The 21,907-nt window shown below is 50.1% G+C and carries 15 protein-coding genes, 2 tRNA genes and 1 pseudogene; 8 read left to right on the forward strand and 10 right to left on the reverse strand.

Translation table 11 applies throughout. The features are described 5' to 3' along the window. The first annotated feature begins 111 nt into the window (after window positions 1–111). Together ACS603_RS09445 and ACS603_RS09450 are read left to right on the forward strand one after the other, a co-directional pair. Complete coding sequence (locus ACS603_RS09445) at window positions 112–1,740, forward strand: ABC transporter substrate-binding protein (protein ID WP_182060350.1); 1,629 nt, start codon at window positions 112–114, stop codon at window positions 1,738–1,740. A 143-nt stretch (window positions 1,741–1,883) separates the two neighbouring features. Beyond that, window positions 1,884–1,971: transfer RNA gene (locus ACS603_RS09450), tRNA-Ser, on the forward strand. 81 nt (window positions 1,972–2,052) lie between these two features. On the opposite strand, the gene ACS603_RS09455 is transcribed toward ACS603_RS09450, so the two are convergent. The 5 genes from ACS603_RS09455 to ACS603_RS09475 are packed head-to-tail and all read right to left on the reverse strand — an operon-like array spanning window position 2,053 to window position 8,567. Next, a complete protein-coding gene (locus tag ACS603_RS09455) occupies window positions 2,053–3,075 on the reverse strand; it encodes a LacI family DNA-binding transcriptional regulator (protein ID WP_474944142.1) in 1,023 nt (340 codons plus the stop codon). Next, a complete protein-coding gene (locus ACS603_RS09460; protein WP_474944143.1) occupies window positions 3,065–4,489 on the reverse strand; it encodes an inositol monophosphatase family protein in 1,425 nt (474 codons plus the stop codon). Before ACS603_RS09460 ends, ACS603_RS09455 begins: the two co-directional genes overlap by 11 nt. Before the next feature lie 43 nt (window positions 4,490–4,532). After that, the gene (locus ACS603_RS09465; RefSeq protein WP_474944144.1) at window positions 4,533–5,636 is read right to left on the reverse strand and encodes an ABC transporter substrate-binding protein; all 1,104 of its coding nucleotides are present in this window, start codon (window positions 5,634–5,636) and stop codon (window positions 4,533–4,535) included. A 26-nt stretch (window positions 5,637–5,662) separates the two neighbouring features. Beyond that, the gene (locus ACS603_RS09470) at window positions 5,663–6,742 is read right to left on the reverse strand and encodes an ABC transporter ATP-binding protein (protein ID WP_474944145.1); all 1,080 of its coding nucleotides are present in this window, start codon (window positions 6,740–6,742) and stop codon (window positions 5,663–5,665) included. Between the two features lies 1 nt (window position 6,743). Beyond that, window positions 6,744–8,567: an ABC transporter permease gene (locus ACS603_RS09475; RefSeq protein WP_182060355.1), complete on the reverse strand. Its 1,824-nt coding sequence runs from the start codon at window positions 8,565–8,567 to the stop codon at window positions 6,744–6,746. A gap of 177 nt (window positions 8,568–8,744) precedes the next feature. Here ACS603_RS09475 and ACS603_RS09480 point away from each other — a divergent pair. The 5 genes from ACS603_RS09480 (at window position 8,745) to mgtU (ending at window position 13,293) form a co-directional block, all read left to right on the forward strand. Next, window positions 8,745–8,832, forward strand: a tRNA-Ser gene (locus ACS603_RS09480). Window positions 8,833–9,500: 668 nt separating this feature from the next. Next, window positions 9,501–10,196 carry an MgtC family protein gene (locus ACS603_RS09485; protein ID WP_182060356.1) on the forward strand — a complete coding sequence of 232 codons (696 nt, stop codon included), beginning with the start codon at window positions 9,501–9,503 and terminating at the stop codon, window positions 10,194–10,196. Window positions 10,197–10,351: 155 nt separating this feature from the next. Continuing rightward, window positions 10,352–13,084, forward strand: a complete 2,733-nt coding sequence (gene mgtA / locus ACS603_RS09490; protein WP_474944146.1) for a magnesium-translocating P-type ATPase — start codon at window positions 10,352–10,354, stop codon at window positions 13,082–13,084. Window positions 13,085–13,102: 18 nt separating this feature from the next. After that, entirely contained in the window at window positions 13,103–13,195 is a 93-nt protein-coding gene (mgtR, locus tag ACS603_RS09495; RefSeq protein ID WP_004101989.1) for a protein MgtR, read from the forward strand. Window positions 13,196–13,206: 11 nt separating this feature from the next. Continuing rightward, on the forward strand, window positions 13,207–13,293 hold the full coding sequence (mgtU, locus tag ACS603_RS09500; protein ID WP_251009858.1) for a magnesium transporter protection protein MgtU: 87 nt from the start codon (window positions 13,207–13,209) through the stop codon (window positions 13,291–13,293). 818 nt (window positions 13,294–14,111) lie between these two features. On the opposite strand, the gene ACS603_RS09505 is transcribed toward mgtU, so the two are convergent. From ACS603_RS09505 to ACS603_RS09520, 4 genes are all read right to left on the reverse strand, one after another. Continuing rightward, window positions 14,112–15,146, reverse strand: a complete 1,035-nt coding sequence (locus tag ACS603_RS09505) for a fimbrial protein (RefSeq protein WP_315688259.1) — start codon at window positions 15,144–15,146, stop codon at window positions 14,112–14,114. Window positions 15,147–15,157: 11 nt separating this feature from the next. Next, complete coding sequence (locus ACS603_RS09510; RefSeq protein ID WP_474944147.1) at window positions 15,158–17,980, reverse strand: fimbria/pilus outer membrane usher protein; 2,823 nt, start codon at window positions 17,978–17,980, stop codon at window positions 15,158–15,160. 103 nt (window positions 17,981–18,083) lie between these two features. Then, the gene (locus ACS603_RS09515; protein ID WP_315688261.1) at window positions 18,084–18,833 is read right to left on the reverse strand and encodes a fimbrial biogenesis chaperone; all 750 of its coding nucleotides are present in this window, start codon (window positions 18,831–18,833) and stop codon (window positions 18,084–18,086) included. A gap of 97 nt (window positions 18,834–18,930) precedes the next feature. After that, window positions 18,931–19,527, reverse strand: a complete 597-nt coding sequence (locus tag ACS603_RS09520) for a fimbrial protein (protein ID WP_315688262.1) — start codon at window positions 19,525–19,527, stop codon at window positions 18,931–18,933. A 549-nt stretch (window positions 19,528–20,076) separates the two neighbouring features. On the opposite strand from ACS603_RS09520, the pseudogene ACS603_RS09525 reads away from it, so the two are divergent. Continuing rightward, window positions 20,077–20,240: pseudogene (locus ACS603_RS09525) on the forward strand (IS3 family transposase); the annotation flags it as partial. A gap of 693 nt (window positions 20,241–20,933) precedes the next feature. On the opposite strand, the gene ACS603_RS09530 reads toward ACS603_RS09525, so the two are convergent. After that, the gene (locus ACS603_RS09530; protein ID WP_474944148.1) at window positions 20,934–21,899 is read right to left on the reverse strand and encodes a PDR/VanB family oxidoreductase; all 966 of its coding nucleotides are present in this window, start codon (window positions 21,897–21,899) and stop codon (window positions 20,934–20,936) included. Window positions 21,900–21,907: the final 8 nt, after the last annotated feature.

Below are 21,907 nucleotides of genomic sequence, written 5' to 3' on the forward strand. Positions count from 1 at the left end.
AATTTATTCAGATCAACCTCTTATAGGTTACTGAAAAATATTGCGTTATTACAGCCTGAACGCTAAGAGTAATTCCCGGATCGTCATAAAACAGACAATAAGGCGAAGGACATGAAATCACAATCACGCACTAACTTTACACTTTCTTTGTTAACCGCAGGCATCCTGTGCGCAAGCACGGCAAGCCAGGCGGCTAACGTGCCAGCAGGAACACAGCTGGCAGAGAAACAGGAACTGGTCAGGAATAATGGTAACGAACCGGCATCACTCGATCCGCACAAAGTCGAAAGCGATGTCGAATTCAATATTCTCAGCGATTTATTCGAAGGGCTGGTGAGTGTCTCCCCTACGGGTGAAATCCAGCCGCGGCTGGCAGATAAGTGGGAGAACAAAGACAACACCGTCTGGACATTCCATCTGCGCCCGGGCATTACGTGGAGCGATGGAACTGCCATTACCGCGCAGGATGTCGTGTGGAGCTGGCAGCGTCTGGTTGATCCGAAGACCGCCTCACCCTACGCCAGTTACCCGGGCAATATGCATATTGTGAATGCTGCCGCCATCGCTCAGGGCAAACAGGCACCCGACACACTTGGGGTGAAAGCCGTTAACGATACCACCCTGGAAGTGACGCTCACCCAGCCAAACGCCGCCTTCCTTGCCATGCTGGCGCACCCGTCGATGGTACCGGTTGATAAGGTGCTGATTAATCGCTTTGGCGAGAAGTGGACCAAGCCAGAGCACCTCGTCACCAGTGGGGCCTACAAGCTGTCACAGTGGGTGGTCAATGAGCGGATTGTCGCTGAGCGTAACCCGCGCTACTGGGATAACGCGCATACCGTTATCAACAAGGTCACCTATCTGCCAATCACCTCTGAAGCCGCTGATGTGAACCGCTATAAAGCCGGAGAGATCGACATCGTTTATACGGTGCCAATCAACCAGTTTGCCCAGCTGAAAAAAACCATGGGTACAGAGCTGGATGTCTCTCCGCAGCTGGCAACTTATTACTACGAATTCAACACCACCCGGCCACCGTTTAACGATGTGCGCGTGCGTAAAGCGCTAAACATGGCGCTGGATAAAGACATCATTGCCGACAAAGTGTTAGGGCAGGGGCAACGCCCGGCGTGGCTTATCAGCCAGCCAGATATCGGTGGTGTTACACTGAAAACCCCGGATTACGCCAGCTGGCCGATGGACAAACGTATTGCTGAGGCGAAAAAACTGCTGGAAGAGGCCGGGTTCAACGCCAGCCACCCGCTGAGCTTTAACCTGCTCTATAACACCTCTGAATCGCACCAGCGTATTGCGATTGCTGCCAGCTCCATGTGGAAGAAAAACCTCGGCGTGGAAGCGAAGCTGCAAAACCAGGAGTGGAAAACCATGCTGGACACCATGCACACCCACAACTTTGATGCGGTGCGCTATGCGTGGATTGCCGATTACGACGATGCCGCAACCTTCCTGAACAACTTCCGTACCGGCGACAGTGAAAACACCAGCCAGTACAGCAACCCGGATTACGATCAGGCGCTGGTGAACGCGGCGAAAGCGAAAACCACGCAAGAGCGCGGGCAATTCTACCAGCAGGCGGAAGATCTGTTAGGGCGTGATGTGCCGGCGATCCCGGTCTATCACTATGTCCGTACGCACCTGGTCAAGCCGTGGGTGGGTGGTTTTACGCCAGACAAGTTGGGCTACTACTACACCAAAGATATGTACATCAAAAAACACTAGGCGTGAGCGGGTACGTTGTGCTGATAAAATGGCCAATGCGTTGTCTATTCAACCGATTAAACACGTTTTGGCTATTTTTGAAGCGAACGGAAGCAATCACACTTTACAGAGCGCAGTGAGGTGTTTATAGTTCGCCTCACTTAGGAAGCGTGGCCGAGCGGTTGAAGGCACCGGTCTTGAAAACCGGCGACCCGAAAGGGTTCTAGAGTTCGAATCTCTACGCTTCCGCCAAATTCGAAAACCCTGCGATAGCAATATCGCAGGGTTTTTTCGTTTCTGACGCAAAACCCTGCCCGCAGTGGGCAGGGCGGACTAATCTGCCAAACCGAGCGTTTTCCGCTTCACCAGACGTGCAGTAAACAATCGGCTGGCCGGTTTCCCGTCCTCCGGGGCCTGCAGCATTTCACAGACTGCCTGCGCCATCTCTGCCAGCGGCTGCGAGAACGTCGTTAGCTGATAGCCCAGCCAGCTGGCCTGCTCGATATCATCAAAACCTATAACGCTGATATCTTCAGGAACACGCAGGCCAAACTCGTGGCGCGCGGCATCAATAAATCCGCAGGCGATAAGATCCGTCACGCAGAACACCCCATCCGGGTGTGCCGTCTGGCCGAGCAATTCACGTGCAGCAAGAACGCCCGTCTGATAACAGGTGCTGCCTGGACGGGTGATCGCCACGTCGGTTCCGGTTTCAGCCGCCGCCTCCAGAAAACGCGTTTCACGGGTCACCATGCTCGGGGAGCGGGACGAGGACGAAACAATCGCCAGGCGCTGACATTTTGCGGCAATCAGGTGGTCAAATGCCTCTTTCATCGTCGAACTGTAATCGATGTCTATATTGTCTGCGCTGGGGAACTGGCCCATGCGGTTGATCAAAATTACCTGCTGCCCGCTTTGCAGACACAGCTCAATCAGCGAACCAGGCGGCTTGCCAGACAACACAATGGTGGCCGTTGAACGGTAATTCAGCGTTTGCTGCACGGCTTCTCTGGCGCTCGCTTCGTCGTCGTCGGTGTTGATCACCATCACCGCGCGTCCGGCCTGATGCAGGCGGCGGGTCAGATGTTCAAGCAGGCTGGACTGCCAGGGAAACGCAAGATTACCGCCAAGAATACAGACCGGGCGGCTCTCCTCCCGGGAAAGCCCCCGCGCCAGATGGTTGACGTGATAATTCAGCGCCCCGGCAGCCGCCAGCACCTTACGCCGGGTATCTTCAGACACGCTACGACCTGGCGTAAAAGTACGGGACACCGCAGAGCGGGACACGCCGGCAAGACGCGCCACCTCAGTGGCGCTGGCAAAACCGGGATTTTTTTTCTGGCTGCTACTGCTCATGACAGGTTTCCACTGCGGCAATTGCCCGTTCACGGATAATGGCATGTTCAGCCAGGCGGATCAGCGACGGCTTCGGCGTTTCAAACCACTCATCCGGGTGAAGTTCACGCCGGTCGCGGATCAGGGCGATCGCGTCATCCAGAGTGGGAAAGCGCTCAGGGCATTCCAGATGCATAAACAACGCCACCAGTGCCACAGAGCGGCTGCGCCCGCCGCGACAGTTGACAAGGATATTGCCGCGCTTGCGATTGCGGTAAGACGCTTTATCCGGGATCTGCTGTAACAGTGCCGAGCGCATCAGCTGATACCCGGCGTGCAGCATCTCCGGGGCATTACCTTCGCCGTCAATCAGCCCCAGTTTGTAATAGCGAACCGGGCCAGCGCCATGAGACAGCAGATGCGGTGCAGCGCCCTTTTCAGGCGTGGATACCCAGTCGATATCCAGGTTGACCGCACAATTAATGACCACGCCGATATTATGTTCCGCCAGCAGAGCAACGTCGCTCACCCCACCTGAACCGCCAATGTAAATATCCATCCCCCAGCCGGGGAAATCTTCCACAATCAGGCTCATCGGCGGGCGCGGGTAGCGCACTGTCTCTGGTATCACTGGTAGTGACCCTGCCAGCGGAATGCCGGTGGCGCGGGCAAGCTCATCCGCAATACCGGGCGCAACGGCCAGCACCGGCAGGCCATTGAAGATCCCCTCGGCACTGTCAGGAATGCTCCCCGTCTTACCGCCTGCCTCACGTACCAGCAGCAGTCCTGCCAGGCAGTCCCAGGCATTCATATGGATTTCGATATACCCGTCGGTACGTCCTTCCGCCACCCAGGCTAGCGCCAGCGCGCCGGAGCCGCCCCGACGCACGCTGGCACCCAGACCGAGCAGGGACGCCATGACCTGAAGATAGTGCTCCTGGCTGTGACGTGAAGACCAGCCCAGCTCCACGGCCGCCCGCCGGGTGTCGGTAATGGCGGTACAGCGCAGGGGCTGATCGTTTTTCAGCGCATAATGGCCACGGCGCGCCAGATAAAGCTCCTGGCTGACCGGGTTATAAATCGCCCCCAGTTCGGTGACACCGTGGCAAACCCAGGCCATGCACACACAAAAATGGGGAATTCCACGGGCGAAGTTGGCGGTGCCATCAATCGGATCCACTACCCACAAGCTCTTCGTACTGGCGGGCTGACTGGCGGTTTCCTCACCGAGGATCAGATCCTCAGGGAAGGCGGCAGAAATAGCTTCTGACACCAGCTTCTCGACGAAGGTATCGGCCTCGGTCAGGATATCCTGATGCCCCTTGAGTTCATATTCGCCTGCTTTACGCGAGCGGAAGAAGCGCAGGGCGGTATCGCCCGCGTCGACGATAATGCGCCTGAGCGCCGCTTCACGTTGTTCAATATCGTGAGTCATCAAAGTGTGCTGCCTGTTCAGATTAAACAATGTTCGCTGAAGACTACTTTTTGTAGTTCAGGCTCCAGATATCCTGCCAGTCCTGGCGGCTTGCCCAGTCGCCCTGTACGGTGGCGGTCAGGTATTCCATCAGTTCGCTGCGATGCGGTTCAATGCCGGAGGCTTCATCGGCGGGCAGCTTCACCGTCTGGTTGGTGGACATTTTGCCGTCCACACCCTGTGGTGCAATACCTTCGGCGCTCAGCAGATAGTGAATAAACAGCTTCGCGGTGTTAGGGCTTTTACTCCCCGTAGCCACCACGCCCAGGCTCGGGTAATTCCAGCCAATAAACGGCTTCAGGCCGCTGCACAGGCCCAGCTTCATGCCCTGTTTGTTGTCGCGGAATTTTGCGGTAGACACCAGACCCACAAAGTCAGTTTTGCTGTCCGGCGCGCCGATGGCAGACGCGGCATCATTATCGGAATGGGTCAGCAGCACGCCGTTGCCCGCCAGCGCCTTCACAAAGGCTGCAGTGGCGGATTTCTCGTCGGTTTGCAGCGGTTTGCCAAATTCCTGCTGATAGGCATCCCGCACCTGCTGGTCGTAGTGCGTTTCCATCTGGCTGAACCAGTCGGTATAGGCCGGTTTGCTGGTGGGATCCTGCATCGCGACGCGGCCACGCCATTTTGGCTCGGTCAGTTGCCAGAGATTCGTCACCGGGCAGGTGGTGTGATGATCGGTATTGTAGGCAAACACGTTCGGCGCCAGCACGACGGTTAACGGGGTCTGATAGCGGGCGGCAATATTGCCTTTCAGATCGTCCGGGACCCAGCTCTGCACATAACCTTTATCCAGCAGCTGCGTCATCCCGGCAGGGGCGTCCTCAACAATCGCCACATCGGCACGCACATTTTTGGCCTGAGCTTCACGGCTCATGATTTCAATAATCTGCGGTGCATCGGCCTTCACACCCACCGCCTGCAAACCGTACTGCTCACTGAAGGCTTTCGCCTGCTGCACGATTTTCCCGGTAGAGGCGTAAACGGTGATCGGCTGCTCCTGCTTTGCAGCCGCAATCAATTTTTGCAGGTCGAACGTCTCAGCCTGCGCGACGGTGCTGCTCAGCAGGGCACTGGCGATAAGTACGGCGGACAAATTGCGCTTCATTGTGGTTCCTTAAGAGTCAATGGGAGTTAATTCGCGGTAATGTCGTGACGCAGTCCGTTGCTGTTGAAAAAGTGCAGGGAGGATGTCGGAAGCTGACAATGCACCTGCTGGCGCGCCTGCCAGCGCGGCCTTAACTGTGTTGAATGGAACAGCCTGTCTTCTCCGGCAACCAGTTCAATCACCCAGCTTCCGCCGGTGGGCATAATGTTATCGATGGTCATCGGAATGGCGTTGAGACTCGACTCGTCGCTCAGTACGATCTCCTCCGGGCGGATGCCGCAGAGCCGGGTCTGGTCGTGCAGGGTGAAACGTTGTTGCAGATGTTGTGCAAGGCGGCTCAAAGGCTGATGCAGCGTGATCATGTTCAGGCGTGGCGTGCCAATAAATTCCGCCACAAAGCGATTGGCCGGGGTCGCGTAAATCTCATCCGGCGTGCCCACCTGCTGCATATGTCCGGCGCTCATCACGGCAATGGTGGTGGCTAAGGTCATGGCTTCCCACTGATCGTGGCTGACGAAAACAATCGTGGTGCCAAAGGTTTCATGCAGGCGGCGCAGTTCGGCGCGCATTTCCAGACGCAGTGTGGCGTCGAGGTTAGAAAGCGGTTCATCCAGCAGCAGTACGCCGGGATTCACCGCCAGCATTCGCGCCAGGGCCACGCGCTGCTGCTGGCCACCGGAAAGCTGTGCCGGATAGCGACTGGCGTAATCAGCAATGCGCAGTTTTTCCATTACGTCCTGGCAGCGGGCGATACGCTCTTTGGTCGGCACTTTCTGTAAGCGCAGGCCAAAATCCACGTTCTGTTCAACGGTCATGTGCGGCCACAGCGCGTAGCTCTGGAACACCAGGCCAATCCCGCGTTTTTCCGGTGGAACGTACGTACCCCGTGCCACGGAATCGACCACCTTGTCGCCGATACGGATCTCGCCACCGCTGGCGTGCTCAATGCCGGCAATCATCCGCAGGATTGTGGTTTTCCCACAGCCGGACGGCCCCAGCAGGCACATAAACTCACCGTCTTTCACCGTCAGGTTGATACTGTTTACCGCCGGGGTATCGCTGCCGGGGTAAGTTTTGGTGAGATTCGTTAATTGGATATCAGGCATCTTATTTCTCCAGGCCATCAGCCAGACCGGTGCCGGTGATTTTCTGAATAATCACCGTGCCAGCCCATGAAATCAGCGCAATCATCAGCACCACGGCGTTGGCCGCTTGCTGGTAGTTGTAGTCAATCAGTCGCAGGGACCAGGTGGTCATCACATCCGTTGCCGGCGTGGCAAGGATCACAAACAGGCTGACTCCTTTAATTCCTGAGATAAACGGCAGCAGGATCCCGGTGGCCAGTGGCGCCGCCTGAATCGGGATAACGATGCGGCGGATACGGGCGAACCAGCCAGCCCCGGCGATCCGCGCCGCCTCTTCGGCCTCTTTCCCGAGCTGGGTCATCGCCGCGATCCCCGAGCGGCTGGCGTAGGGCATTTTTTCGGCAATCAGCGCCAGGATCAGGATAAACGGCGTACCGTACAGCGCCGGAACCGGCCCACGGGCCACGGCAAACAGCGAAAGAAAGGCGGTGGCAAAGGCAATGCCGGGCACCAGATATGGCAGGAAGGTCAGCTGGCGCAGGAAGGCGGCAACCCAGCGGAAGTGACAGCGCATCACCGCGTAACCCACCAGCAGGCCCAGCACGCCACAGGCGATGGAGGCCGAGCCGACAATCACCAGCGTGTTCCACACCGTGTGCCAGAACTCCGGCGTCAGCAGAATGCCGTTGTGCAGGGCCACGGTATCGAGGTCGTGACCAATCCAGTAATCGAAGGTAAAGTTTTCGGCAGTAAAGCGGCCTGGCAGGATCATCACCGTCGACAGGAACAGAGTCAGCAGGGGGATTGCCACACCCAGCAGCACGAACAGCAGCGGCAGCACGGCAGCGGCGGTACGCCAGCGACCCAGAGTGCGGCGGCGTTCCATCACGCCTTTACCACCCAGGGTCACAAAGCGTTTTGCTTCGCGCAGCATTTTCATGTCCAGCATCAGGGTCAGCATCCCCATCAGCATAATGACCGTTGCAATCACCGCCGCCACGCCAGACTGACGCGTACTTATCGCCCGGTACAGCCCGGTGGAGAGGGTATCGAAATGCACCGGCAGGCCAAGAATGTAGGGCAGGGCGAATTCGCCGATGCAGTCCGCGAAAATCAGCAGCGCGCTTGAAAGCAGCGCCGGGCGTACCAGCGGGATAATAATTTTAAAGGCGATAACCCCGCGAGAGGCACCAAGTACCCTGGCGCACTCTTCCATCTGGCTGTCCATGCGCTTCAGGGCGTTACCGACAATCAGGATCACCAGCGGCGCGTAGTGCAGCACCATAATGGTGACTATCGGGAAGTAGCCGTAGGCCATCCAGTTCGGGGTCTGGATGCCCATAGCCTCCAGCCAGCCGGGCTGGCCGCCGATGGCGTGGTTTTTGAAAATGGTGCTCCACGCCAGCGCAAAGGTCCACGAAGGGAGCATAAACGGCACGATAAGCAGGGTGGCAAACCATTTTCGGCCCGCGATATCGGTTCGATTGATCAGCCACGCCAGCGCGACACCGACGATTAACGCAATGGCGACAGTGCTCAGCGCCACCGCCAGGGTATTGAGAAGTGGCGTCCAGAGCAGCAGCTCTGACATACGTGATGTTAACGTACGCAGCAGATACCAGGCGGTAAATGTTCCTTCTGTTGCCCCGGTGCGGCCTTCATCACCGCTCTGTACCAGAACAGCATTCAGCAACACCGACATCACCGGTGCGAGGATTATCCAGCTGAACAGCATCAGCAGCAGCGCGCCCAGAAGATTGGCGGGCTCATGGCTGACAATTGACAGCGTATGGCGGACCTTGCGCCACGCGCTGTGGCGTGGGTTGATATCGGATTGGTAAGACACGCGTTTACCCCTGACTGTGAAAGACAGTCGGGAATATATCGAGGCAATGTTACAGTTTTGCTAATTTTTTGCACATATGTGCAAAAATGTCCGGGACAGGAAAAACAGGAACACTTTCAAAATCTTCAATTCCCGCTTTACATAGCGCGCAGAGATGTTTATAGTGCGCCTCACTTTGGAAGCGTGGCCGAGCGGTTGAAGGCACCGGTCTTGAAAACCGGCGACCCGAAAGGGTTCTAGAGTTCGAATCTCTACGCTTCCGCCAAATTCGAAAACCCTGCGATAGCAATATCGCAGGGTTTTTTCGTTTTTGTTGTTTAACCCGTAAGCTGACGTGGTCCGCGCCTTGTCGCAAAGCGGTAGACCGGGATCTCTCAGGCCTCGTACTACAACTGGAAAGCGGCTGGATTTTCAATTTGACCATTCAGGCTGCTTAGTTCTGTCCCGGCTAATAAATGGCGTGCGTTGGGCCTGGATTTGGTGCTGATCGCGCTGAATGCGGAGATCGTGACGTCGATAATTAATGTCGTCTTTGATTAGTGAATTAACCCCGTTCGCGGCGGGACTTGCGGATTAAGGTTATTCTAAACAAATCGTCACCAAAGCGAGATTTTAACTTTACTCGAATAATTGAATGACTATAATGAGCACAAATTCACACAGGAGAAATATGTTGGACAGTCACCCTTACTTAAACATCAAGGCAAGCTGACGCTATTTTTTCTGCGCTGCTTGCCAACCGGCGGGCAGCAATCTCCTCATCCAGACGATTGCATCCCATAAAGAATAATGCAGCATGGCTGCGAGGATAATCGTCATGTTCATGTTTAAAAATACATTATTCCCTCCACCATCAACGCGACGTTAATCGCCTTTCCGGCGACAATTGGTCGTGTGCTTTAATAAAGCACATAGTTAATTCTTCCAGCATAAATGGAGGAAGCTATGTTGATGTTTCCTTATATCGCAAATTTACTCGCTGCGATGCTATTGGGCGCGCTGATTGGCGCTGAAAGACAGTGGCGTCAGCGTATGGCCGGCCTACGCACCAACGCGTTGGTTGCCACCGGCGCGGCAGTTTTTATTCTGAGCTCCATTTCTACATCGCCGGACAGCCCGGGACGTATTGCCGCGCAGGTAGTTTCTGGCATTGGTTTTCTCGGCGCCGGCGTCATCATGCGTGAAGGTATGAACGTGCGCGGCCTGAATACCGCCGCAACCTTGTGGTGCTCTGCGGCGATTGGCGTGCTGTGCGGACTGGGCCAGTTCTGGCAAGCGGCGGCGGCAACACTGATAATCCTCTGCGCCAATATTCTACTGCGCGAAGCGGCGCAGAGAATTAATCAGATCCCCGGCGCGACAGAAGAAGAGAAATGCTACGTTCTGAATATTGTCTGTCAAAGCGAATATGAAAACGCGATTCGTCAGCTATTGCTTAATATAAGTAAAGAGATGACGCTCAGCCTTCAGGGACTGGTGTCGACAGCAGCAAAAGAACAAGGGCATAAAGAAATCCGCATCGAACTGGTGGGTAATACCGACTGCCGCAAAGCGCGAGATCTTATTATGTCGAGAATTGGCGGGAACGAAAACATTACGTCAGTCCGCTGGTGTGTCGAGGGGAGTTAATCTCACGGCTATTCTACTTTGACATTCATTTATCTAAGGAGGGAATAATGGATATTCCCAGGAAATTAAAGTAATAAGCGTTTAATAACGTAAAAATTAATTATGCATAAGTCATTTATGCAGGGATAACGACGTCTTAAATTTGAGGATTAATCATGACTGACATGAAAATAGAAAACCGGAAAATAAACCGGTCTGCGTCAGAAAATGATAAGCAGCATAAAAAAAGCTTTGCCATTGAAACCGAGGCATTTAACAGCCCGGATCATACGCTGGCGCGGTTAAACAGCAGTCGCCACGGGCTCACCACCGAAGATGCCCTGGAACGACTGGATGAATATGGCCGCAATGAAGTGGCGCATGAGCAGGCACCGCCGGCGTTGATCCAGCTTTTGCAGGCATTCAATAACCCGTTTATCTATGTCCTGATGGCGCTGGCCGCCGTCAGTTTCGTGACCGATTACTGGCTACCGCTGCGTAACGGTGAAGAGACCGATCTGACCGGGATCATTATTATCGTCACGATGGTTAGCCTGAGCGGGTTATTGCGTTTCTGGCAGGAGTTTCGTACCAACAAAGCGGCACAGGCGCTGAAATCCATGGTCCGCACCACGGCGACGGTGCTGCGTCGCGGTCCCGGGAATATGGGGCCGGTGCAGGAGGAGATTGCCATTGAGGAGCTGGTGCCCGGTGACATCATCTTCCTGGCGGCGGGGGATCTGGTTCCGGCGGACGTCCGTTTGCTGGAGTCCCGGGACCTGTTTGTCAGTCAGTCGATACTCAGCGGCGAGTCGCTACCGGTTGAGAAGTATGATGTTCTGGCCAGCGTTTCCGGCAAAGGGTGTGACAGGCTTCCTGAGCCGAACAAAGATAAAAGCCTGCTGGAGATGGGCAATATCTGTCTGATGGGCACTAACGTGACCAGCGGCAGGGCGCAGGCGGTGGTAGTGGCCACTGGAAACCGTACCTGGTTTGGTTCGCTGGCGAAATCTATCGTCGGCACGCGTACCCAGACGGCGTTCGACCGCGGGGTAAACAGCGTCAGTTGGCTGCTGATCCGCTTTATGCTGGTGATGGTACCGATTGTGCTGCTGATTAACGGCTTCAGCAAAGGTGACTGGGTTGAGGCCTCGCTGTTTGCCCTGGCGGTAGCGGTTGGCCTGACGCCGGAAATGCTGCCGATGATCGTCAGCTCCAACCTGGCGAAAGGCGCTATCGCCATGTCGCGGCGCAAAGTGATTGTCAAACGGCTGAACGCCATTCAGAACTTTGGCGCTATGGACGTGCTGTGTACCGATAAAACTGGCACGCTGACTCAGGATAATATCATCCTTGAGCATCACCTGGATGTTAGCGGTCATGAGAGCGACCGGGTGCTGACGCTGGCCTGGCTGAACAGCAGCAGCCAGAGCGGGGCGCGCAACCTGATGGACCGGGCGGTGCTGCGCTTTGGCGAGGGCAGGATTGCGCCAGCGACCAAAGAGCGTTTTGTCAAACTTGATGAACTGCCATTTGATTTTGTACGCCGTCGGGTATCGGTTTCGGTGGACGATGTTCGCCACGGTGACAAAAGCCTGATCTGCAAAGGCGCTGTCGAAGAGATGCTGATGGTCGCCACGCATCTTCGTGAAGGCGATAACGTTGTGCCGCTGGATGAAACCCGACGCGATCTGCTGTTAGCCAAAACGAAGGACTATAACGCCCAGGGCTTCCGCGTGCTGCTGGTCGCAACCCGCAAGCTGGATGACTCCGCTCTGACCACGCCGCTGTGCAACGCCGATGAGCAGGGGCTGACGGTTGAAGGGATGCTGACTTTCCTCGATCCGCCGAAAGAGAGCGCGGGAAAAGCCATTACCGCGCTGCGCGATAATGGCGTGGCGGTGAAAGTGCTGACCGGCGATAATCCGGTGGTTACGGCGCGTATTTGCCTGGAAGTGGGCATCGATGCCCATGGCATCCTGACCGGCGCCCAGATTGAAGCGATGACGGATCGCGAACTGGAGCGCGAAGTGGAAACGCGCTCGGTATTTACGAAGCTAACGCCGCTGCAGAAGTCGCGCATCCTGAAAACGCTGCAGAAAAACGGCCACACCGTCGGCTTTCTCGGCGACGGCATCAACGATGCGCCGGCCCTGCGCGATGCTGACGTAGGCATTTCGGTCGACAGCGCGGCGGATATCGCTAAAGAGGCATCGGATATCATCCTGCTGGAAAAGGATCTGATGGTGCTGGAAGAAGGGGTGATCAAAGGACGTGAGACCTTCGGCAATATCATTAAGTACCTGAATATGACCGCCAGCTCTAACTTCGGCAATGTCTTCTCAGTACTGGTGGCCAGCGCGTTTATTCCGTTCCTGCCGATGTTGGCGATTCATCTGCTAATCCAGAACCTGATGTACGATCTCTCCCAGCTCTCGCTGCCGTGGGACAAAATGGACAAAGAGTTTCTGCGTAAGCCGCGCAAGTGGGATGCGAAGAATATCGGCCGTTTTATGCTGTGGATTGGCCCAACGTCGTCCATTTTTGATATCACCACCTTCGTGCTGATGTGGTACGTGTTTGCGGCAAATAACGTTGAGGCCCAGGCGCTGTTCCAGTCCGGGTGGTTTATTGAAGGGCTGCTGTCGCAAACGCTGGTGGTGCATATGCTGAGAACGAAGAAAATTCCGTTTATCCAGAGCCGGGCGACGTTGCCGGTGCTGCTCACCACCGCGGTGATTATGGCGATCGGGATCTACATTCCATTCTCGCCGCTGGGAGCGATGGTGGGACTGGAGCCGCTGCCGCTGAGCTACTTCCCATGGCTGGTCGCGACGCTGCTCAGCTATTGTCTGGTGGCGCAGGGTATGAAGAGTTTCTATATCAAACGTTTCGGTCAGTGGTTCTGATGATAAGGAGTCGCAGAGATGAATCGTTCTCCGGACACCATCATTGCGCTGATCTTTTTCCTGATGGGTTTGCTGGTGCTGCTGCTGGCAATCTGGCAAATCCTGTTCTGAAAGGGGGCGCGATGCGTAGAGGATCGCTGGATAAAGTCTTTATTCAGGTGGCGATTATTGCGGCCATCATTATTCTGCTGACAATCTGGATTAGATAAGAGGATTTTTGTCTCGTCTGTTTGCCGGGCGGCGGCTGACGTCTTGCCCGGCATACTGTTCACGTTAGGAAATTGAAATTCTTTCAGCCCTGCAACGTGGGCGTGCGTCGCTACTGCTGTGCCTCGCTGGACTGCATCAATGTCCGCTTCTGTTCAGTTGCATCTTCCAATACTTTTCTTATTCGGAGTCAACATTCCGTGCAGTTAGGCCGCTAATTCTATGAAGTCCAAGATCTTTCGATGTTCTTCTTAGAATATGATTAAAAGCAATATGGGTTACGGGTTTTATGTGTTTTTTTGTTCTATTTGAATGACTCTGAAATATATATACATCATAGGGATATAACTTTTTCCTTTTTTTTATGATGTTGACCGCGTATGCATTTACCGGGATTTTTATTTCAGGATGATTTTCGTCATTACTTATTATTAATTTCCCGTTTGAAATGTTACTAAATTTCAAAGTGATAATTTGTTTTATATTGATATTTAGTAAGAAAATCATCATCCAGAGATCAGACCAAGTTGATGAATACGATTTTAGAGCATGATATATTCTAATGAACTGATAAAAAGAAATCGCTTCACGCTTTGTCATCTTACTCTTAATCCTCTGAAATGATGATCAATCTCTGTTGTTTCACAGCATCATGAATCTTAATACTGTAACCCAGCGCACTGGCGACACTAGTAGCGCTGAATCAGAGTTCGTTCATTGATTTTAGGTGGTGCTAATAAGGTATAATCCTTAATTATCGGTACAGTCGAACTGACTTATTGTAGGGCTGTAGATTCTATATTGTTAGGTTAATTATATATTACTGATAGCTTAAAGTTATCGTGGCAACGGCTGAAACTAATCCTGGAGTAATTGTTTCAGCTGTTTTGATATAACGTGCTGATAATGAAATCTGAGAAGATGACGTGCCTTGGGTCACATTTTTGACGAACCACTGACCTGTATTCCCTGGTGCAGAGGAGTCAGGGCCGTAGCTAAGGACAGAACCATCTTTAAGTATCTGGATCCCAATGCCTTTAGCTCCTGATGTTGGTGTCAATGATAATATGTTAGATACATTCCCGGGTGTAACTGTATCGGTAAGCGTCGCATAGACATTGGCATAACTATCAACTGCACCGCCAGAGCAATTTAAACTAATATTAAATGGAGTTGTACCGGCATAAGATGACACACCGGAAAAATCTTTAATAGAAGCTGTTGGCATACTAACAGTTACATTATCGACTGCGCAACTAGGAACATTAGGGCGTATAGAAATAGGGTTATCCCAGCGATATTCAGCTAAGAGTTGTGTGCCAGCATAAATTCTACCGTAAGCGCCTTGAAGAAGACCACCATTAGTAATATTACCTATTTTCACTAATTCAACCTTGAGAAATTGAGCAGTAGTATCTACATGATACCAACCCTTTTCTATTCCAGTAGAAGTCATCCAGTATGATTCAAATGGCCATACCGAAGTGCCCTGTGAAAATCTGATACCAATTCCAGAAATACTTGTTGGGTAAACATTTTGTGCATTAGCCGTGCCAACGCCAGTACTAATTTTTCTTACCGCGCCATCTCCTGTACATTGGATATATGCTGTTCCTGTAGAGTTAGTCACAGTCTGACTTACCATCACAGTATAAAACGTCTGTCCAACAGCAAATTGATCTGGATTAAATGGTGGGGGGTTAAACCCTTCCAGTCTGACTGTGTAGTAGTTAAGACCATTATTCACAGCGGTAGGTTTACAAACCAACGCCCACGCATTATTCACCCCCAATAGAAGGAGTAATGTAAGTACAGATTTCATCAATATATGCTGCTGTAGCAACTTAATTTTCATAATAGACACCATTAATTTTTGCATATACTACTCAAAGTCACTAAAGCCTTTTCTTTTTCAGAATAAAAATCAGAAAGGTTATAACTGATATGACAGTTTTGAGATTTATCTTTTCCCCATCGAACCTGAATTATTCCATGACGCTCACCTGTTCTGACAAAAATCTGACCTCCTTGACCAACCATGCCGATTAAATTTTGATTGTTATCGAAAATGTCGGCACCCAATGGTAATGTCCTACCTGCAGAATCAACCGCATGAATAAGAAGAGCAACACCACTCTCCGTTTCAAATGCTAATGGAACAACAGCTCCTGCACGAGGCGCAGTCAGTAAGCGCGTGGTTTTCAATTCCACATCCATAGAAGTTCCTGTTGGATCCAGCGTTACATCGTTAATGCGATAAGGTGCTAATCCAGTAGCAATGGCATAACCACGACTATCTATATGAGTTGTTCCTCCACTGGTGACTGTAGCGCCTTGAGCATTTGGAGCATTAATAAGCGCTATAGGACTGTTGAGATCCAGTTGGGGAGAGAAAGTAATACCTTCTTTATGTAACACCATTCCTCCTGAAGCACTTAAAGAACTTTGTGTATAATTTTCACTGTAAGATGCACCACTGTTTAAATTAGCATAAGGTGCAATCCATCCCAGACCACCACTAACAGTAGTACTATCTCTTCCGGTATTCTGATGGTTAATTGTTGTGTTGTAATTGTATTGATTAGTTTTACCAAAAATACCATTTAGGCTGGCCTGACTGCTATTAGGAGAACTACCATCATGTTGTGCGGCCAATGTCAATGTCGGTGCATTAGCTGAGGAAAGACCAAGTGGAAACATGATGTTTAATCCAAACTGGTTATCAAAACGACTGCCATCGATGCTACTATGAGTCGTGTATGTTCTTCCTGCCGTAATACCATAAGTCATTCCATTCCAGCTATTAGAGTAACCTAACTGATAGGTAGAGACGCCAGCAGAATTACCCCAATAGGAGTTTCGTAGACCATTAAAGTATAATGAGCCAAATCGGCCACCAAGATTCTGGCTCAAAGTTAATTGTATACGCTGTTTGTTACGCCAATCACTAAATATATTGTTGCCGTCCTTCTCGTCCATAACATCTGAAAGACTTCTTATAATTGCTGCATCCGATAATGAAAAATAACCTCCACTAGAATATCGATATGTCGCTAGTGTGAATGTGGTTTCACTTGTAGGTATTGTTTTGGAATATGCTAATTTAAAACTATCGCCAGAATTTGTAACCTTTCCAAGTTGAGTTTTGGCGCGTGAAAAATCTGTAGAAAATGCTCCTACAGGTGTATTAAATGCAATTCCAACTAATGTGTTAGTGTATTGTGAATCATTTGCTGCCTGTACGCCACTATACATTGTCACCCAGTTATTAATTCCACGCTGATAGGTGCCCTCAATAAACGAAAGTTTATAGTCATTAGAACTTTGATTATTGACTTGTCCCCCGGTGAGTGACCAACGCCCATTACCAGGTCTCAGTAGCATAGGAACTGAAGAGTAGGGAACTACAAAAGAGTGATTTCCACCATCAGCCTCAAAAATAGTAACCAGAATATCTCCAGAATAAGTTGTCGAGTATAGGTCGTCAATAACGAATGGTCCCGGCGCTACATTCGTTTCATAAATAAGATTTCCATTTTGTCGTAACTCTACGCGAGCTCGGGTTTTAGCTGTACCACGGACAACAGGAGCATATCCTTGTTGGGAATCAGGAATCATTCGCTCATCAGAGAAAAGAGTCCCACCCCTAAAAGAAGTACTGTCGAAAATTGCTCCCTGTGTATATGTTTGCCCAAAAGTAGCCTGAGCTTTTAAGAGCGTTATATCATGGGAAATTGTTGTACCTATATTGGACCATTGAACTTGTCCACTTTGCCGATCCCATACTGCATTACCTTGGTTGCGAAGACGCCAACCTTCGATGTTGAGACCTGTATTCAGTCCAAGATACGCGTTGACGTTATCGTATCCTTGATTTTGTTTCGAAGTTTTGTAACTGCCAGGCCTGACTGCCACATAATTGCCATCCGAAGATAGCATAAATGTCCCATTTTTATTTGGAGTGTAGGTACCGTCGTTTGTTTGTGAGTAATAAGTACCATTTCGTACAGAAACAGGAGAACCATCGCTACTGATTGCTTGCCCACCCGTAGATGACTGTGATCCATTATATTTTTGGTTAACCGCATAGGCATTGAAATTGTATCCGATCAATAAAGCAGGAATTCCTTCATCCCATAATTGTGGGTTCACATATCCGCGAGCATGTCTTAACATTAGCGCTTGAGGTACTAATACATCCAGACGTAACTGGCCTAAATTCATACTTACAGTAACTTTTGGATCTAAATCATTTATAAAAATACAGCTTAGATGTGGATTGGCGACGTCTTCATCGAGTTTATTTACATCAATCCCCATCTCTAATAATAACTCATAATTGAAGCAGGGTTGAGCTATATCGGTTCCGGAAACTTCTTTAAATATAATTGACTTGCGAACCATTAATCTTTCATTTACAAAAATGTCAATATTATATGTTCCTGGTGGAACTGAATTCCCTCTCTCAAAACGAGCGATATCAACGGTTGCGGAACTATCTGAACCCATGAAAGCATCATTAAACTCAATATAATCCTTAGATGATGAATAGCCTTCCTGACTAGCCATGCTTGAACCAGGTAAAAAAACAAGAAGAACAAATCCACTTAATGATAAAACATCTCTGGTAAGTGAAAAGATAGTTTTTCTTCTCGCAAGTAAATTTTGAAAATGAATGTTCCTTTTCATTGTATTCTTACCATCTTTTAATCATTAACAATACATCGGTTTAGAAATATAGTGTGTTGCACAAAACGAGAGCTTCCACAACCAAGATTAGTAATACGGGTATCTACTTGTAAAAAGTTGCAGCATGGTCAACAAATGCACCATAGTCATTTATATACACCAGTTTTAACTTTCCTTCTGATTTAATAAGACTTCCTGATAAAGTAAAGTCATGCTCACTTTTGGCTGGGCACATTCCTCCTTTTGATACACTACGGTTTACAGGGCCATTTTCAAATGATACGTCGCTAAATGAAACATTATATGGTGTTTCATTTATACATTTCATTACAGCAGAATTACTGTTAAAACTCATTAATCGCCATGTAAGTTTATTTACTGCTAAGTCTGGATTATCAGGTAGATTTTGTGGCCGATAGAAAATCTTAATCCTCGATCGTACTGCCATCTGGACATAGTTTTCACTTTCGTCATTATATTTTTTGGCAGGTTTTGGAGGGATCTCTAAAATATTTAACCAAAATACACTCTCACGATCTTGAGGCATTGTTGTGCCCGAAAAAATTATCCTCAATGTCTGACCTTTGCCTGGATCAACCCGAGTCATAGGTGGTGTTATAATGAATGGTGCTTTGCTATCCTCAGGGCGTTCACGTACGTCCCCTGAGTCAACCCAGGATTGTACGAGTCTAGCTTCTGTACCATCATTTACCAGGCCAAGTGATACCTCGCGTTCATTTGCGGGATATACAACACGAGTACCATTGAGTTGAATACCCGCTTTAACAGAAGTTGTTACGAGCATAGTCACAACAAAAAGGCGAATACATGCCATACGGTTAATAATTATCATGAAAATACCAATTAGACTTCAAAAAAACCTACTATATCTATATAAAATTACCAAGGTTGTTTTATCAACCTTGGAAAATAATCATGGTCTTATTAAATTAGTTATATTGCATTGAATAAACTAACGCCGATTGCACATCGCCTGGAGTTACAGATGCTGCAGCTCCAGCATTTACATATTTCGCAACATAACGAAGAGTAGCTACATTACCACTGATAGTTGCTGCTGGTTGGTTGTTCGACAACACCGTATTACCATTAGCGACGGTAGCGTTTTGAGCCAGCATAATTTTTCCATTATTAGCTGGGTTAAACAGCTGAATTTGCGCAGTTGATCCTGATGTGGCATGGTTTTTTAGATTGCTTGTTGCGGTATCCAGGTCTGCTGAACTGGCAGTTTCTACCCACATAGCGGCAGTTTGGCCATTGGTACAATTTGTACCTCCACCTAAAATGAGCGAGAATGCTGTTTCACCTGCAGTTGAGTTTGCTGCCTGTAATGCCTGCGTGGAAACGGTAGGCATAGTTACGGTGATATTTCCAGTCCCGGTCGCTGCGCCACCACCTGTTACAGTACAAGATGCTGCGGAGATTTTACCATTAAAAGTAATGGTACCATCGGATGCATTAGCGTTGGTAATGGCCAGCCCAAAAGCAGAGGCAATTATCGTTGAGAGAAGCAACTTATTCATCATCAATTCCTTTTAGCTTAAACAAGTTACCAACAATTATTTGTTGGTAAATTAATTTTCATACGTCACAAAATTTTAGCATTATCACTAGGCTTAAGGCTGGTATATAAAACAACGTGTGAGTTGTTTTCGCTCCATACCTGTAAAAACATTTATGGAATAATGAGCCTCAAGATTTTCATATCTTACGATCTAACGAACACACTGTATTTATAAAGTCAAAAAAACCATATTATTCCAATTGCAGAAACATATAAGTTTTTAAAATATCATTTAAATAGATTATTGTGCTAATAAGTCTAATTTAAGTGGTGTAATGTTCGTTATGGCGTTGGTTGCTGTGGTGGGATTATATTAAAGATATTATTCTTTTTTCGGTGGAAAATCATAATATAATTCTGCTGACTTGTGAGGGTGTATAAACTGGTTTTTTTGAATTCTTACATTATTGAATTAGAGAGTGTTTGACCTGCTCCCCGTTGATTCGTACCCCCCGATGTTAGTAATGTCTTCATAAGCCACATGATAATATCCCCATGAAGAAGCGTTTTTCTGACGACAGGCCAGAAGCGGGAAACCGTTGAGTTTAGTGTGATGCGACCGGTCTGTCGCAACGTCGTGCCTGCAGGCTTACAGGTTTGTCCCTGTCGACCTGCCGCTACGAGACTCAGCGTCCGGCGGCTGATACGCATTTATCAGGGCGTATTACTGGGCTTGTATCTAATCCTGGGAGCAGGTCAAAGTAGTTGTAAAAGCAATTGAATTGAGTTCTCTGCACCTTAAGCCAAATATGTTGTGAAAAATTATAGAGTTACATATTTTTACATATATTCACTTCTCACACACTTTTGGTGCGTGCAATAGTCATCTCGCACGAAATGATAAAAGAGGGATTTTGTGTATGGTTGGCGAGTGTCATTGGCCGCTGTTTAAATCATTTCAATCGGAGTCTGGTAATGATAATTCCAAAGAATAAAAATTACATTTCATTATTGTTGTCAATTGTTATCTCAGCAATACTAATAAAGAATTCATCATTGAATATCCTTTCTGAAGGGAAAAATATCATGGACGGTATCATATCCGTTCTATGTTTTATTGGTGTATTTTTTGTTGCTAAGAAAGCGCTGTCATTGCGCGATATTGATAACTAGTGTGATATATTGTGGTCGCTTCTGCCTTTCCAGCCTTCATAAAATTTCAAATCTACTGGATAGGGCGATTTTGTCTTTATTTATCACATATGGATCAGTCTCGTTATCAAATATTATTTATAGAAAAGCTGAGAGTTTATTTAAATGGCTTTTTGTGACAAGTCATATCTAACTACCACGACGATATGACATCCTGGCCAGCCGTAACTGGCCAGGAGCAGGTCATTTATATCAACCTATGCTCCCGCCAGCACTTCACAACCCAATCACCAGCTCCCCCGAATGGCTCCGCGAGCAGCACAGCGCCACCTGCTGATCCCGGGCGCTTTTCTCCTCTGCCGATTGCACGGTATCCCGATGATCCACCACGCCGTCGATAACCGGCGTCAGACATGCACCGCAAATCCCCATCTCGCAGGACAGCGGGACCGCCACGCCATTTTCCAGCAGTACCTGAGCAATCGTTTTATCCGCAGGCACGGGCCAGCGTTCTCCGGTTGATGCCAGGGTGACGGTAAACACATCGCCTGTGTCTGCGTTAGCGGCGGGAACGACGGGCTGGAATGCCTCACTGTGGATATGCGTTTCGGCCCAGCCTTTCCCGGCCGCTACGTCACGGACTTTGGTCATAAATTCGACCGGGCCGCAGGTGTATACATGTAACCCGTCATGCGCTGCTGGCAGATCCTGGCTAAGCCGTGCGCGTGGGCTTTCTCCCTCGCAGGAGGCGTGAATGATACACTCGCCGTTACGCCATCCACCCGACACTTCGCGGACAAACGCCGCGTTTTCACGTTTTTTAACGTAATAGTGCAGGGTAAATGGCGTACCAGAGGCCTCAAGCTGAAGGGCCATTGCGTACAGCGGCGTAATGCCAATCCCTGCCGCCAGCAACACAACCCGTTCCGCCTGATTAAGCGGAAACAGATTGCGCGGGGAGGAGATAGACAGCTTCTGCCCCGGGCGCAGCGTCTCGTGGATATAGCGCGAACCGCCGCGTGACGCCGTTTCTCGCCCGACGCAGATAAGATAGCTTTCGTCCCCACACGCCCCGGTCAGGGAGTACTGGCGAATAATCCCGCAGGGCAGATGCACGTCAATGTGCGCCCCGGGCTGCCAGCCAGGCAGGGTTTCGCCGTTCTCTGCCACCAGCCTGACGGCCAGGCTCTTGTCGCCCTGGCGCCACAGCCCGTCAACAATAACGCTCAGCATCTCGCTCATCTTGCCCC

Source organism: Enterobacter sp. Li2LvB3 (genome assembly GCF_056156645.1).